The following is a 15456-nucleotide window of genomic DNA, read 5'->3' on the forward strand; positions in this document are numbered from 1 at the left end:
GCAGGGAACACAAATAATTAGAAGTGCTCTATGAGATTGAATAAACTTTTTGCCTCGATGATTTTAGTCGGCGCGTCATTTTCAGGCAATGGTATGGCGGAAACTTTCCAACCATTTGAAGTGACCGACATCCAGATTGATGGTTTACAGCGAGTCGCACTTGGTGCTGCCTTGCTAAACCTGCCCGTTAAAGTGGGCGATACGGTAGACCAAGTAAAATTACAGCAAGCCATTAAAAGCTTGTATGCCTCAACCAACTTCGAAACCATCAGTGTTAGCCATGAAGATGGCGTATTGCTTGTTTCCGTTAAAGAGCGTGCCACTATCAGTGCTGTTACCTTTGAAGGTAACAAAGATATTAAAGATGAGCAGTTACAAGAAAGCTTAGACGGCTCAGGTATTAAAATCGGTGAGTCACTTGATAGAACCATGTTGTCAGGCATCGAAAAAGGCCTGCAAGATTTCTATTACGGTGTGGGTAAATACGGCGCGAAAGTTGAAGCAGAAGTCATTAACTTACCTCGTAACCGTGTTGAACTTAAATTTAACTTCACTGAAGGCTTAGCGGCTGAAATTCGCCAAATTAACGTAGTGGGTAATACCGTTTTTTCAGATTCTGAATTAATTGGTTTACTTGAGCTTAAAGATTACGTTGCTTGGTGGGACTTATTTGGTGAGCGCCGTTATCAAAAGCAAAAGCTTGAAGCTGATTTAGAAACGGTAAAAACCTACTATCACAACCAAGGTTATATTCGCTTTGCGGTAACATCAACCCAAGTGGCAATGACCCCTGATAGAAAAGGCTTGTACATCACCATCAATGTTGATGAAGGTGATAAGTACGAGGTCTCTGAAGTTAACTTAACCGGTGATTTAATGGGCCGTGAAGAGTTGATGAAGGCTATCTTGCCGATCAAAGAAGGCGATATGTACAACGGTGGTGATGTTACCTTCACCGAAGAAATGTACAGCAAGTATTTAGGCCGTTTTGGTTATGCTTATCCTGAAGTAAAAACCTATCCAGAAATTAATGACGAAACCAAAGAGGTTGCATTAAACATTAATGTTAACCCTGGTAAACGTGTTTACGTGCGCTCAATTAACTTCAGCGGTAACACAGTTACTAAAGATGAAGTAATGCGTCGTGAACTACGTCAAATGGAAGGTGCGTGGTTAAACTCAGCTCAAGTTGAGCAGTCAAAAGTATTGTTAAACCGTTTAGGTTACTTTGAAACAGTTGATACTGAAACCGTACAAGTACCTGGCAGTGATGACTTAGTGGATGTGGCTTTCAATGTGAAAGAACAGCCATCTGGTTCATTTAACGCCGGTGTGGGTTATGGTACTGAATCAGGCTTAAGTCTGCAGTTTGGTGTACAGCAAAGTAACTTCTTAGGTACGGGTAACCAAGCGGGTATTAACTTAAATACCAATAAGTATTCTAAGAACGTTAACTTCTCTTACACTGACCCGTACTTTACTAAAGATGGTGTGAGCTTAGGCGGCAGTATCTTCTGGAACGAGTTTGATGCAAACGAGGCTAACCTTGAGCGTTATAAGAATAAATCTTATGGCATCGCGGTAAACTCAGGCTTCCCGATAAACGAAAATAACCGTTTAAATGGTGGTATCGGCTATCGTCATAACGCGATTTCAGAAATCTCTGCTTACGAACAAGCATTACGTTTCTATAATGTTTACCGTGAGTCTGATGACCCGAATTCTGATTTAGCCTTTGATAACTTTGAGATAAATGGTGGTTGGTATCGCAGTACATTAAACCGCGGCACCTTCCCAACAGATGGTTCATCGCAGCGCCTAAGTGCGAAAGCAACCATTCCAGGGTCGGATCTGCAGTATTTTAAAACTGACTTTGATACCAACTTTTACTTACCATTAACCCGTAACCACAGCTTTGTGTTACTAACGCGAGCGCGCTTAGGTTATGCCAATGGTTATGGTAAGTTTAATGATAATGATCAAATTTTGCCTTTCTGGGAAAACTATTACTCAGGTGGTAGTAGCTCATTACGTGGCTTTAAGTCTAATTCTGTCGGCCCTCGTTCGTTCTATTTATATCGTGGTAGTGAGCCATGTGCGCCAGATCCATCAGGTGACGGCTGTACACTGCCAGGTGATCCTAACCGAATTCAAGTGAGTTCTGGTCGTTCTATTGGTGGTAATGCCATTGCGACTGCCAGTGTGGAAATGATTGTTCCAACGCCTTTCTTGGATGAGGCTTATTCTAATTCAGTACGTACTAGTTTCTTTGTTGATGCTGGTAACGTATGGGATACCGAGTTTGATTATGACTCGTATAGATACCTTCCAGCGGATGAGTTTGACAAACTGGAAGATTATAGCGACCCAGGTCGGATCCGTGCCTCTTGGGGTATGAGCGTCCAATGGTTATCACCAATGGGACCTATGGTGTTTAGCTTGGCTTGGCCGATTAAAGAGTACGAAGATGATGAAACAGAGATATTTTCGTTCAACATTGGCAAAACGTTCTAAAACAAATACACTCAGCAAGTTTTGCTGATAATAACAAGGAGTCTATTTTGAAAAAGATGTTAAATCGCGCGTTAGTAACAATGGCATTTTTAAGTGCACCTATGATGGCACATGCTGAAAAAATTGCTGTGGTTGATATGGGCGAAGTATTTGAGCAACTGCCTCAACGTGAACAAATTTCACAGTCACTAAAAACTGAGTTTGGTGATCGAGTTGCTGACGTACAAAAAATGCAAGAACAAATGCGTACATTAGTTGAAAAGCAACAACGTGATGGCGCGTTAATGAGCGAAAGTCAAAAAACTGAGCTTGGACGTGAAATGGAATCACTAAAGTCTGATTTCCAATTAAAAGGCAAAGCACTTGATGAAGATATGCGTCGTCGTCAAGGTGAAGAGCAAAACAAGCTTTTAGTTAAAGTACAAGAAGCGATTAATACTATTGCTGCAAAAGAGTCTTATGACATCGTATTGCAACGTGGTGCAGTTATCTACGTTAAGCCAGATGCTGATATCAGTGATAAAGTTGTTCAAGCGTTAAGTAAAGGCAACTAATGAAAACCGTGACTTTAAAAGAGCTTGGTCAGCTATTAGGCGCATCTGTTAAAGGCGACGACACTTTGGTGATCACCAGTGTTGCGACCCTAGAAGATGCCGCCTCAGATCAACTTTCTTTTTTAGCCAATAGTAAATATCGTGCCCAGCTTGAGACCTCTCAAGCGGGTGCGGTGTTATTGAGTGAAAAAGATGCCGAAGATTACAGCGGCAATGCTTTAGTGTTAAAAGACCCATACGTGGGCTTTGCACGGGTAGCACAACTTTTAGATACCACCCCAAAAGTTACCAAAGGTATCCACCCCTCGGCACAAATCGATGCCTCAGCGCAACTGGGCGAGAATGTCGCTATAGGGGCTAATGTTGTCATCGATGCCAATGTCATTATTGGTAATGACGTACAAATTGCTGCAGGTAGTGTTATTGGCGAGCAATCTATCATAGGTTCTGGCTGTATTTTAAAAGCCAATGTGACTTTTTATCATGATGTGATTGTTGGTCAGCAATGTATTTTTCATTCTGGTTGCGTGATTGGTTCTGATGGCTTTGGCTATGCGAACGAGCGCGGTAACTGGATCAAAATCCCACAAACTGGTGGTGTAAGAATTGGCGATAATGTAGAAATTGGCGCCAATACCACAGTAGATCGTGGTGCTTTATCTCATACAGAAATTCATGATGGCGTTATCATCGATAACCAAGTTCAAATTGCCCATAATTGTGTTGTCGGCCAAAATACCGCTATTGCAGGAACCTCATTCCTAGCCGGTAGTGCGACTCTTGGTAAGTACTGTATTATTGGTGGCGGTAGCGGTATCGCAGGCCATTTGAAGGTTGCAGACGGCACCCATGTCTCTGGCAGCACCAATGTGACAAGCGAAATTCGTAAACCAGGTTTGTATTCATCTGCTACAATTGCAATGGATAACAAATCATGGCGTCGCAATACTGTTCGTTTCCGTCATTTAGATGAATTATTTAATCGCGTCAAAGTGATTGAAAAGAAAATACAAGATTAGAAGTCATGGCATGATTGCCATTGCGAGGAATTAGCGTGTCAAACCAATTAAATACCATGGATATTGAAGAGATCCTTCAGTATCTTCCTCATAGATACCCTTTTTTGTTAGTTGACCGTGTTCTAGATTACACCGTAGGTGAGTCTTTACATGCGATTAAAAATGTCACCTTTAATGAGCCTTTTTTCCAAGGTCACTTCCCAGTTAAACCAGTAATGCCTGGTGTATTAATCATTGAAGCGATGGCCCAAGCAACAGGTTTGCTTGCATTTAAAACCATGAGTCCAGATCCATCACCAGATGTCTTATATTTACTTGCTGGTATTGATAAAGCACGTTTTAAGCGGGTGGTATCTCCAGGTGATCAGATTCATTTCCACGTTAAAATGATTAAAGAGCGCCGAGGAATTGGTGTATTTGAAGGACAAGCATTCGTCGATGGCGAGCTAGCCTGTTCAGCCGAAATCATGTGTGCACGCAGAGAGATCAACAAGTGATTGATAAGTTAGCATTCGTTCACCCAGACGCAAAAATTGGTAACAATGTCACGATTGGCCCTTGGAGTTATATTGGCGCTGACGTTGAAATTGGCGACGATACTTGGGTTAGTTCACATGTCGTTATCAAAGGCCCAAGTGTCATTGGTAAAGGCAATCGTTTCTTCCAGTTTTCTTCAATTGGCGAAGAATGCCAAGATAAGAAATATGCTGGTGAGCCAACAACTTTAATCATGGGTGATAATAATATCATTCGTGAAAACGTGACTATTCACCGCGGTACCATTCAAGATAATAGTGAAACCCGTATAGGTTCAAATAACCTACTTATGGCTTATGTGCATATCGCTCATGACTGTGTGTTAGGTGACAATATTATCATGGCAAATAATGCTTCTATTGCAGGCCATGTACATGTTGGTGATTGGGCTATTTTAGGTGGCATGACTGGTGTACATCAGTTTGTACATATTGGTGCCCATGCGTTTACTGCAGGCTCTTCAACCATCTTTCAAGATGTGCCGCCATTTGTGATGGCAGCCGGTAGCCCAGCTATCCCAAGAGGTCTGAACGTTGAAGGTTTGAAGCGCCGAGGTTTCACTAAAGAAACCCAACATGCTATTCGTCGTACCTATAAATCGCTATATCGTAAAAATTTAACGATTGAAGAAGCATTAGCTGAAATTACTGAAGACGCTGAAGCCGATGAATACGTTAAAGGCATGGTTGAATTCATTAATGGTTCATCTCGCGGGATCATTCGATAGTATTGATAATGACAAATAATACCCCTCGTATATTTGCTATGGTCGCCGGAGAAATCTCCGGCGATATTTTAGGCGCAGGCTTAATTAAGTCGCTACAAAATCACTACCCAGATGCGCGCTTTATTGGCATTGGTGGTCCTCAAATGGAGGCTCTTGGTTTCGAGAGCTTTTTTTCGTTTGAAGAGCTTGCCGTTATGGGGATTGTTGAAGTGTTAGCAAGGCTGCCGCGTTTACTTAAAGTGCGCGCCAGTTTGATTGAGCAAATTTGTGCAGCAAAACCTGATTGCTTTATTGGTATTGATGCGCCAGATTTTAACCTTGGGGTTGAACTCAAGTTAAAAAATAAAGGCATAAAAACGGTCCATTATGTGAGTCCGTCGGTCTGGGCTTGGCGTCCAAAACGTATTTTCAAAATCGAAAAAGCCACCAATATGGTGTTGTCGTTATTACCTTTTGAAAAAGCGTTTTATGACAAACATCAGGTGCCATGTACCTTTGTCGGTCATACTTTAGCGGATGATATTCCGCTTGAAAGCGATAAGTTAGCTGCCCGTAAACTGCTGGGTTTAGACCCTAATGCAGAATATTTAGCCATTTTGCCTGGATCTCGCGGTGGTGAGCTAAAACAGTTAGCTGAACCTTTTATTAAAGCGGCGCTGATTGTTAAGCAAGCTTATCCAGATATTAAGTTTGTCACGCCACTGGTTAATAAGGCCCGTAAGGAGCAGTTTATTGCCGCCCTTGAGCTGTATGCACCAGATTTGGTTATCGATTTAATTGAAGGGCAATCAAGGGAAGTCATGGCCGCAGCTGACGCTATTTTACTAGCATCAGGCACTGCAGCACTTGAAGCCATGCTGGTTAAAAGGCCTATAGTGATGTCTTATCGGGTTAATGCGCTGACTTACAAAATTGCTAAACGCATGATGTTAGTTGAGCATTACTCTTTGCCAAACTTGCTCGCGGGCAAAAAGCTTATTCCTGAAATTGTTCAAGATGAGTGTAATCCTGAGAATATTTCAGCTGCAGTGATTGAGCAGTTAAATGCAGATTTTACGCCGCTTAAGCAAGAGTTTGAGCAAATTCATCGCAGTTTACGCTGCAATGCCAGCGATAGAGCTGCTGACGCGGTAATTAACTTACTCGATTAATATCAGTAATTTTTAAAGCCTGATTGAGTGATGTTATTCGCTCAAGCAGGTTTTTTTATGGCAATTTTAGAGGTGATTTGTGAGTCGTATTCCTGCAGTAATAAAGGGTATTACCCCCGAACAAGTTGAATACATTAGCCGCGGCGTGGTCGCGGGTGTTGATGAAGTTGGCCGAGGCCCATTAGTGGGTGATGTGGTTACCGCAGCAGTTATTTTAGACCCTAATAATCCGATATCAGGCTTAAATGACTCAAAAAAATTAACTGAAAAACGCCGTGAATTGCTATTTACTGAAATCAGTGAAAAAGCCTTATGCATTAGTGTCGGCCGTGCATCCCCATTAGAGATTGATGAACTTAACATTCTCCATGCCACCATGCTGGCTATGCAGCGGGCAGTGCAAGGCTTAACTATTACCCCAGAGCGAGTGTTGGTGGATGGGAATCGTAGTCCAGAGTTTGGAATCGTTAGTCATGCCATTATCAAAGGTGATGGCTTGGTGGCAGCAATAAGCGCCGCATCGATTATTGCCAAGGTAACCCGCGACAGGGAAATGGCTGAGCTTGATGCCAGATATCCACAATATGGGTTTGGCAATCATAAAGGTTACCCAACTAAAGCCCATTTTGAAGCATTAGCACAACATGGGGTATTAGCTGAACACCGCAAAAGTTTTAAACCAGTCATGGCAGTACTGGCAAAATCTGAATCTTAAACCGCTTTGGTTATAACAATATAGCATTAGACAGCATCGCCAAGTATTGCCTACGGCATTGGCGCTGTTTAATCGGCTTATTTAGCGATGATAGCCCTAATCTGTTCTATTAAATTTGGGGTTAGTTTGTTAATCTGGCTAGCAGTTTTTTCCTTTTAATCACGCATTTCAAAGATACTATAATCTATGTCCGATCCTCGTTTTGTTCATCTTCGCGTTCACAGTGATTTTTCCATGTCAGATGGCGTGGCAAAAGTTAAACCTATTATTGCCAAAGCCGAAGAGCTTGGAATGGGGGCGCTAGCGATAACAGATCAAAATAACTTTTGTGGTCTGGTAAAGTTTTATGGTGGCTGTCATGGGGCAGGGATCAAGCCGATTGTTGGCGCTGATTTTTGGATGAAAGTCCCAGGTTTTGAAAAAGAGTTTTGCGCCTTAACTATCATCGCCTTAGATAACGACGGTTATCAAAATTTAACCCAGCTCATCAGTGAGGCCTATTTACGTGGCCAAATAGATGGGCGAGTGGTTATCGATCAAGAGTGGCTGATTAAGTTTAATAAAGGCATTTTGATTATTTCTGGGGCGAAAGAAGGCGATGTTGGTAAGGCATTATTAAAAGGTAACCAAACCCAAGTTGATCAGCTGATAAATTTCTATCAAACCCATTTTGAAGATCGTTACTTTTTAGAGCTTTTGCGAACTGGCAGAGCTGATGAAGAACGCTATCTGCACATGGCGGTAAAATTAGCTTCTGATCGCAATCTACCTGTTGTGGCGACCAATCAGGTGGTCTTTTTAAAGGCCGATGATTTTGAATCCCATGAAATACGGGTGGCGATCCATGACGGTTTTACTTTAGCTGATCCTCGCAGACCGAAAAAATACAGTAAAGAACAATACTTACGCACAGAAGAAGAAATGTGTGAGTTATTTGCTGATATTCCATCAGCACTGGCAAACAGTGTGGAAATCGCCAAACGCTGTAATGTGACTATACGTTTACACGAATATTTCTTGCCTAACTTCCCAACGGGCGATTTGACCATTGAAGACTTTCTCGTCGAAGTGTCGGAAAAAGGCCTAGAAGAGCGGCTGGAATTTTTATTCCCTGATGAACAGGTACGTTTAGAAAAGCGTCCCGAGTATGATGAACGCCTAGATATTGAGCTAAAAGTGATTAACCAAATGGGCTTCCCTGGTTACTTCCTTATTGTAATGGAGTTTATTCAATGGGGTAAGGATAACGATATTCCTGTTGGACCGGGTCGTGGATCTGGTGCGGGCTCATTAGTGGCATATGCACTAAAAATTACCGATCTTGACCCACTAGAGTACGACTTACTGTTTGAACGTTTCTTAAACCCAGAACGTGTCTCTATGCCTGATTTCGATGTCGATTTCTGTATGGATAGACGTGATGAAGTTATCGATCACGTTGCTGAATTGTATGGCCGAGATGCGGTATCACAAATTATTACCTTTGGTACCATGGCGGCAAAAGCTGTGGTACGGGACGTTGGCCGTGCACTCGGTCACCCCTATGGTTTTGTTGAACGGTTAACAAAAATGATCCCTGCAGAGCCCGGGATGACTCTGACCAAAGCCTTTGAAGTGGAGCCATCATTACCAGAAGCGTATAACGCTGATGAAGATGTCCGTGAGCTGATTGACATGTGTCGACGACTTGAAGGTGTTACTCGTAATGCCGGTAAGCATGCTGGTGGCGTGGTTATCTCACCGACAGTTATCACTGATTTCTCGCCCCTTTATTGTGATGCTGAAGGCTTAAACCCAGTAACGCAATTCGATAAAAATGATGTAGAAACCGCAGGGCTAGTTAAGTTTGATTTCTTAGGCTTAAGAACCCTGACCATCATTGATTGGGCGCTGCAAATGATTAACCCGCGCCTAGCAAAGCAGGGCAAAGAGCCCGTCAGGATTGAGGCCATTGACTTAACCGATCCTAAGTCGTTTAGATTACTTCAGCGCTATGAAACCACAGCGGTATTCCAGTTAGAATCCCGTGGTATGAAAGATTTGATTAAACGTCTGCAACCCGATTGTTTTGAAGACATGATTGCACTTGTGGCACTGTTTCGCCCAGGCCCATTGCAATCAGGCATGGTAGATAACTTTATTGAGCGTAAGCATGGCCGTGAAGCGGTCTCTTACCCTGATGCAGAATATCAACATGAGTCATTAAAAGAGCTGTTAGAGCCAACCTACGGCATTATTTTGTATCAAGAACAAGTGATGCAGATTGCGCAGGTGCTAGCAGGCTACACCCTAGGTGGCGCGGATATGTTACGCCGTGCAATGGGTAAGAAAAAACCAGAAGAAATGGCAAAGCAGCGCGGCACCTTTAAAGAGGGGGCTATCAATAACGGTGTTGATGGCGACCTGTCGATGAAAATCTTCGATTTGGTTGAAAAATTCGCCGGTTATGGTTTTAACAAATCTCACTCAGCAGCCTATGCACTGGTTTCTTATCAAACCCTATGGCTAAAAACCCATTATCCTGCCGAGTTTATGGCTGCGGTAATGTCAGCGGATATGGATAACACAGACAAAATCGTTATCTTAGTCGATGAGTGCGAACGCATGGGCTTGCCGCTTATTCCACCGGATGTGAATAAAGGGTTATTCAAATTTACCGTTGATGACGATCTTAATATTGTCTACGGTATTGGTGCGATAAAAGGGGTTGGTGACGGCCCGGTTGAATCGATTTTGAATGCCCGCAAAGATGGGCCTTTTATTGATTTATTTGATTTCTGTGCCCGAATCGATCTTAAAAAACTCAATAAACGGGTGATTGAGAAGTTAATTTGTGCAGGGGCATTAGACAGTTTAGGCCCGCACCGCGCGGCGATGATTGCCACATTACCAGAAGCGATTTTAGCTGCGGCGCAGCATAATAAAGCTGAAGCCATTGGCCAAAACGATATGTTTGGCCTACTTAACTCTGAACCAGAAGACAATAAACAAAACTTTGTTGAATGTACTCCTTGGCCTGATAAAGTTTGGCTTGAAGGTGAGCGTGATACTTTAGGTTTATACCTTACAGGTCATCCGATAAATCAATACTTAAAAGAGCTGAAGCAGTACACTTCAGGGCGTTTAAAAGACGTCCATCCGACTGACCGCGGTAAAACCATGAAGGCCGCGGGGCTAGTTATTGCCACTCGAGTGATGGTAACCAAACGTGGCTCAAAAATGGGGCTGGTGACGTTAGATGATAAAAGCTCACGCTTAGAAGTGATGCTATTTACTGAAGCGTTTGAAAAGTTTAATCACTTGCTTGAAAAAGATAAAATTTTGATCTGTGAAGGTGAGGTCAGCTTTGATGATTTTGCTGGTGGCAATCGCATGACTGCCCGCAACATCATTGAAATTGGCGAGGCTCGTAGCCACTTTGCCAATGCAGTGGAAATAAACATTACTGCTGATGACATCAATCAAACTTGGCTTGAGCAATTTGAGCAAGCATTAACGCCATGGAAAAACGGCAGTGTGCCGGTTATCATTAATTATCAGCAGCAACAAGCAGCAGGCCAATTACGCCTTGGTGATGAATGGCGGGTGAATCCAACCGATGAACTGATGCTGGCAATTGAAAGTCTAGTGGGCTCTAAAAACGTCAAAATCGTGTTTAATTAATTTAGCAAACTGGCTTTGGTTTCGGGCTCACATTGCTGAGCCATTTGGGCAATAGAGGCATCCATTGAGCGTAGATATTTGCAAAGCGATACAAGCGCATGCGCTAGTGCTATTAAACGCACAGCCTCAGGTTAAGTTAGTATTAGCTTACAGCGGCGGGGTTGATTCTGAATGCCTTGCCTATGGTTTAAGCCAGTTTGCCCAGCAGCACCCTAATATCCCTTGCTTATTAGTCCATGTTCATCATGGACTTAGTGACAATGCAGAGCATTGGGTCAATCATTGTCTCACTCAGGCTAAGCACTATCAGTTACCCATTCAGATAGAACGTGTAGCGATTAATAAAGCTGCGCGGCAAAGTTTAGAGGCGCTCGCCAGAGATGCCCGCTATAACGTCTTCAAAAAATACCTTAACCAAGGCGATATATTACTCACCGCCCATCATCAAGATGATCAACTGGAAACCTTACTGTTAGCCCTCAAACGTGGTCAAGGGCCCAAGGGCTTAGCGGCCATGGGCGCCATGCAGCCATTTAATCATCAAAGTTGGATTGTTAGGCCGTTACTTGATGTTACTCGCCAGCAAATTGAAGCTTTTGCCAGTGATAACCAACTTAAGCACATTGAAGATGAAAGTAATCAAGATGAGCAATTTGACCGTAACTTTCTGCGCCATGACATCATTCCGAGATTAAAAGCTCGCTGGCCAAGTATTGCCACCACCGCATCACGCAGTGCTAAATTATGCGCTGAGCAGCAGCAAGTGATTGAAGATGAAGTTGATACGCGCTTACCGGCATGGCTTGATACAGCAACACCATTTGAGTTGCCCGCTTTTAAATTACAGCAATTGTCAGACCAAACACCTCAATGGCAAGCCCTGTTGCTGCGGGGCTTTATTCAATCTTTAGGGTTTAATTTGCCGTCTCAATCGCAGCTGGAACAAATTTTACAGCAGCTGATCTATGCCGCTGATGATGCCAAGGTAGATATTTTTTGTGGTGATTACTCAATAAAGCGTTTTGCTGGCAAGGCATTTGTGGTGCCTGTTAGTAATGAAAAGCCAGATGATGTTGAGTTGATTGGCAATATTCAGTCATTGTGTACTGGCAAGCAATTGAGTTTAACCGTGCAGATGAATCAGCTAGCTGACTGCGCTATTGGTTTAACGCAAACGGGAGTAAGACTAAGGTTAGCGACAACGGAGCAAGTGACTATCTCATTTGGCGCCAAAGGCAGTATTCGCTGTCAGCCGCATTTTCGTGATAAAGGCCGTGAGCTTAAAAAAGTTTGGCAGGAGCTAGCCGTGCCACCTTGGCAAAGGCATAAAATACCGCTTATTTTTTACAATGACACCTTAGTTGCCGCCATTGGTTTTTGGGTTGATAAACGCTATCTTGCCAGCCATAACGAGTTAGGCGTTTGTTTGCATACTTAATTTAAAGCCGTTTTTACCCGCGGCTTTTGCTGCATACAACGCCATATCTGCAGTTTCATAAAGTTTGTCTTGGGTTTGTGGTGGTAAAAACTCAGCCACCCCAATACTGCATTGCACCTTAAATGCACTGGTTAATGGGTGGCTATTTATTGCCGCAATAATACGTTCACACAAAGGTGTCATCGTATGTTCTTTTCCTTGGGCTATAATTATAAATTCATCACCACCAATTCGAAATGCTTGGTCAGTATTGCGGATAGCATCATTTAATAAATCAGCAAACTCTTTTAATACCGTATCCCCCAGTTTATGACCATGTTGATCATTGAGGTTTTTAAAGTTATCTAAGTCCAGCACAATCAGAGAAATATCAGCTTGTTTTCAGTTAGCTCTTGCCAGTGCACTCTTAATACTTTGCCGATAATAATAGCGATTACCTAGCCCAGTCAGGGCATCAAACATCGCTTGGTTCGACATCTGCGCATATTGGTAGGCATTATGTAATGGCTGATTGAACAGTTCTTCTAAGGTGTTTAACAATCTTGTTTGACTTGGTGTCAGTGGCGTAGATAAGTAATATTTAATGCTATAGGGCTCACCAAAACCGGTGATCACTCGCTGAATACTGAGTCCCTGGCAACGACCCCAATTCAGTTTTAATTGGTGATTAAGCTGGATGCCGCGGATCGGCAAAACTTGTCCGATGCTTTTGCCATAGCGGGCAAAAACGCTTTCAGGGTCTAAATTTGAGTGTAATTGCTGTAACACTGCCAGTAAATTAAGCCTAGGTTCTTCATCGGTTATTTTATAATAAGCTTCTGATTTACTTATAGTTAACTTCGGGTATGGTTGTGACGTTACTGCGTAGTCCATAGCTATTATCCCAATGATGATTTCAAGTTTCTAATTGTTATTCGTTTGATAAATTTATTAAGCAATAACTATGCCTGTTATTTTTTGTTTACCATTTTCATAAGGTTATTGTTAATTTGCCACTTTGTTAATAGACTGTTTATCTAATCGTTATTTTATTGACTCGGAGAACATGCCTTTATGGAGCACAGTATTTTCATCCATATTCTCTCAATGCTAGTCATTGCGATTGTGGCAATTTCTTTGTTACGCCGAGTTGGGTTACCGCCAATCTTAGCTTATCTGCTAACCGGGGTTTTCAGCGGGCCTAGTGGCTTTCATTGGTTTACTCAAGCGCAAATGCATTCAGTGGCAGAATTGGGTGTGGTGCTGCTGATGTTTAGCCTAGGGTTAGAGTTTTCGGTTCCTAAGCTCTGGTCTATGCGCCGCACAGTATTCGGTTTAGGCAGTGCTCAGGTGACATTCACCGCATTAATTGCCGGTTTAGTCGCCTACTTATTCGGTCAAAATATGGTTGCTGCGGTGGTGATTGGCTCTGCTGTGGCGCTATCATCAACGGCGATTGTGCTAAAACTGGTTAATGATCAAGGCTGGATGCGTCGCCGACATGGCGAGCTCTCTGTCAGTGTGCTGTTATTTCAAGATATTGCCGTGGTACCGCTACTGATTGTATTACCTTTGTTATCTCCTAGCAGTGAAGCCATGGGCGCTGTTGAAATCGCTTGGGGGCTGTTCACTGGTATTTTGGCCTTTTTAGCATTGATGTCATTTGGTAAATGGATTTTACCGCGTATTTTTGATGAAGTAGCCCGCTCTCGCTCTAACGAATTGTTTGTATTATCAACCTTAGTGGTGGTGTTAGTTACTGGGGCGTTTACCCAGTGGCTGGGATTATCCATGGCGTTAGGTGCCTTTATAGCGGGGATGCTGTTAGGGGAAAGTCAGTATCGACGTCAGTTAGAAGCGGATATTAGACCATTTAGAGATTTACTGATGGGACTGTTTTTTATCTCCATCGGTATGCTATTAAATTTTGCTATTGTTGTTGAGTTTTGGTGGCAAATTTTATTAATCCTCATTGCAGTGTTAATGACCAAAATCTTAGTGGTGTTTGGTTTATTAAAGCTTGGGGGCGAGCAATTTAAAGTGGCATTAAGTACGGCTATCAGTTTGGCTCAAGTGGGCGAATTCAGTTTTGTGGTATTAGCCTTGGCGGTTAATTATCAGCTATTAGAAACTCAAATGAGTACCATTTTAGTGATGGTGGCGGTGTTATCCATGTCCATCGCACCTTGGTTAGTCAGGCATTGTGTTGATATTGCGGCAAAAATTGAGGGTAAAACCAATAGTAAAGATCAAATGGATGAAGAATTCATTTTACCCAGCCCTGATGATGGCGACTTGGTATTAATATTAGGTTATGGCCGTGTAGGGCAAACCATTGCGCGTTTTTTAAAAACCGAAGCGGTGCCATTTGTGGTGCTGGACTTAGATCCCAAACGTGTTTCTGAAGCCCGCGCTGCAGGCGAGCCGGTCTATTTTGGTGATGCCTGTAAAATGGGCTTGTTAAAGCAAATTGGTATTCGCCGAGCCAGCATGGTGGTGATCACCTTTGGTGAGTCAAGGCAAGTTGAAGACTGCTTAGCATTATCACGTAAATTAGCCCCTGAAACTAAAATTATTGTTCGCACTACAGATGATGCTGAATTAGAAAATTTAACAGAAGCTGGCGCCACTCAAGTTATTCCAGAAAAGCTCGAAGGCAGTTTAATGCTGGTGTCGCAAGTGCTGTATAAATGTGGCGTGCCGCTACCAAGAATTATTAAACGTTTAGAGTCTGAGCGCCGTAATCACTACCAATATTTACATGGTTTTTTCACTGGCGCCGAAACCGACTTTACCTTGGAACTGCTGCATGCTGTGGCGTTAGATACAGGTGCAGATGCTATCGGCAAGAAACTCACCGATATTGACTGGTCGCAGTTTAGTGTTGAAGCACGAGCTGTTAGACGTAAAGGTGAGGAGATAAGTCCACCGCCGGATGATTGGGTGTTTGAGCGCCGTGACATTGTGATGGTGGTAGGAAAACCCCGTGCAATTGAAGCCATTGAAGAGCACTTATTACAAGGCTAGTTGCAAGGCTAGCATCAATTAGCTTACGCACTCTATGATATTAGCCTTAAAAAAAATAATTAAAGCGCATGTCACGGTAGAATTTTACAGGCATCTTCCATAGAATGGATGGTTACGCTCGTTGTTGTGTAG

General features: G+C 42.9%; 12 protein-coding genes. 10 read left to right on the forward strand and 2 right to left on the reverse strand.

Annotation, left to right across the window (positions count from 1 at the left end; translation table 11 throughout):
* Positions 1 to 30: 30 nt before the first annotated feature.
* From bamA to tilS, 9 genes are all read left to right on the forward strand, one after another.
* Entirely contained in the window at positions 31 to 2514 is a 2484-nt protein-coding gene (bamA, locus tag BCU57_RS02855; protein WP_102439647.1) for an outer membrane protein assembly factor BamA, read from the forward strand.
* A 56-nt stretch (positions 2515 to 2570) separates the two neighbouring features.
* Positions 2571 to 3068 carry an OmpH family outer membrane protein gene (locus BCU57_RS02860; protein ID WP_102439646.1) on the forward strand — a complete coding sequence of 166 codons (498 nt, stop codon included), beginning with the start codon at positions 2571 to 2573 and terminating at the stop codon, positions 3066 to 3068.
* Positions 3068 to 4087, forward strand: a complete 1020-nt coding sequence (gene lpxD, locus BCU57_RS02865) for a UDP-3-O-(3-hydroxymyristoyl)glucosamine N-acyltransferase (RefSeq protein ID WP_102439645.1) — start codon at positions 3068 to 3070, stop codon at positions 4085 to 4087. The genes BCU57_RS02860 and lpxD overlap by 1 nt, the downstream gene beginning before the upstream one ends.
* 35 nt (positions 4088 to 4122) lie before the next feature.
* Positions 4123 to 4584 carry a 3-hydroxyacyl-ACP dehydratase FabZ gene (gene fabZ, locus BCU57_RS02870; protein ID WP_076542894.1) on the forward strand — a complete coding sequence of 154 codons (462 nt, stop codon included), beginning with the start codon at positions 4123 to 4125 and terminating at the stop codon, positions 4582 to 4584.
* Positions 4581 to 5351: an acyl-ACP--UDP-N-acetylglucosamine O-acyltransferase gene (gene lpxA, locus BCU57_RS02875; protein ID WP_102439644.1), complete on the forward strand. Its 771-nt coding sequence runs from the start codon at positions 4581 to 4583 to the stop codon at positions 5349 to 5351. The genes fabZ and lpxA overlap by 4 nt, the downstream gene beginning before the upstream one ends.
* 8 nt (positions 5352 to 5359) lie before the next feature.
* On the forward strand, positions 5360 to 6502 hold the full coding sequence (gene lpxB / locus BCU57_RS02880) for a lipid-A-disaccharide synthase (RefSeq protein ID WP_102439643.1): 1143 nt from the start codon (positions 5360 to 5362) through the stop codon (positions 6500 to 6502).
* 88 nt (positions 6503 to 6590) lie between these two features.
* A complete protein-coding gene (gene rnhB / locus BCU57_RS02885) occupies positions 6591 to 7217 on the forward strand; it encodes a ribonuclease HII (protein WP_241903560.1) in 627 nt (208 codons plus the stop codon).
* 186 nt (positions 7218 to 7403) lie between these two features.
* Entirely contained in the window at positions 7404 to 10880 is a 3477-nt protein-coding gene (dnaE, locus tag BCU57_RS02890) for a DNA polymerase III subunit alpha (protein ID WP_102439641.1), read from the forward strand.
* Between the two features lie 64 nt (positions 10881 to 10944).
* Positions 10945 to 12318 carry a tRNA lysidine(34) synthetase TilS gene (gene tilS / locus BCU57_RS02895; protein ID WP_102439640.1) on the forward strand — a complete coding sequence of 458 codons (1374 nt, stop codon included), beginning with the start codon at positions 10945 to 10947 and terminating at the stop codon, positions 12316 to 12318.
* Here the strand turns inward: tilS and BCU57_RS02900 are convergent.
* On the reverse strand, positions 12295 to 12687 hold the full coding sequence (locus BCU57_RS02900; protein ID WP_347232001.1) for a GGDEF domain-containing protein: 393 nt from the start codon (positions 12685 to 12687) through the stop codon (positions 12295 to 12297). The genes tilS and BCU57_RS02900 overlap by 24 nt on opposite strands.
* A 12-nt stretch (positions 12688 to 12699) precedes the next feature.
* Positions 12700 to 13191 (reverse strand): hypothetical protein, encoded by a 492-nt coding sequence (locus tag BCU57_RS02905; protein ID WP_241903558.1) that lies wholly within the window; start codon positions 13189 to 13191, stop codon positions 12700 to 12702.
* A 180-nt stretch (positions 13192 to 13371) separates the two neighbouring features.
* Between BCU57_RS02905 and BCU57_RS02910 the strand changes: the two genes are divergently transcribed.
* Positions 13372 to 15324 (forward strand): monovalent cation:proton antiporter-2 (CPA2) family protein, encoded by a 1953-nt coding sequence (locus tag BCU57_RS02910; protein ID WP_102439639.1) that lies wholly within the window; start codon positions 13372 to 13374, stop codon positions 15322 to 15324.
* Positions 15325 to 15456: the final 132 nt, after the last annotated feature.

The organism is Shewanella sp. 10N.286.48.B5, from assembly GCF_002874355.2.
Classification (GTDB): domain Bacteria; phylum Pseudomonadota; class Gammaproteobacteria; order Enterobacterales; family Shewanellaceae; genus Shewanella.

Bases quoted from the DNA above. Each gene is read 5' to 3' on its own strand.
- bamA (WP_102439647.1), top strand. From the start codon at position 31: ATGAGATTGAATAAACTTTTTGCCTCGATGATTTTAGTCGGCGCGTCA.
- BCU57_RS02860 (WP_102439646.1), top strand. From the start codon at position 2,571: ATGTTAAATCGCGCGTTAGTAACAATGGCATTTTTAAGTGCACCTATG.
- lpxD (WP_102439645.1), top strand. From the start codon at position 3,068: ATGAAAACCGTGACTTTAAAAGAGCTTGGTCAGCTATTAGGCGCATCT.
- lpxB (WP_102439643.1), top strand. From the start codon at position 5,360: ATGACAAATAATACCCCTCGTATATTTGCTATGGTCGCCGGAGAAATC.
- dnaE (WP_102439641.1), top strand. From the start codon at position 7,404: ATGTCCGATCCTCGTTTTGTTCATCTTCGCGTTCACAGTGATTTTTCC.
- BCU57_RS02905 (WP_241903558.1), bottom strand. From the start codon at position 13,191: ATGGACTACGCAGTAACGTCACAACCATACCCGAAGTTAACTATAAGT.
- BCU57_RS02910 (WP_102439639.1), top strand. From the start codon at position 13,372: ATGGAGCACAGTATTTTCATCCATATTCTCTCAATGCTAGTCATTGCG.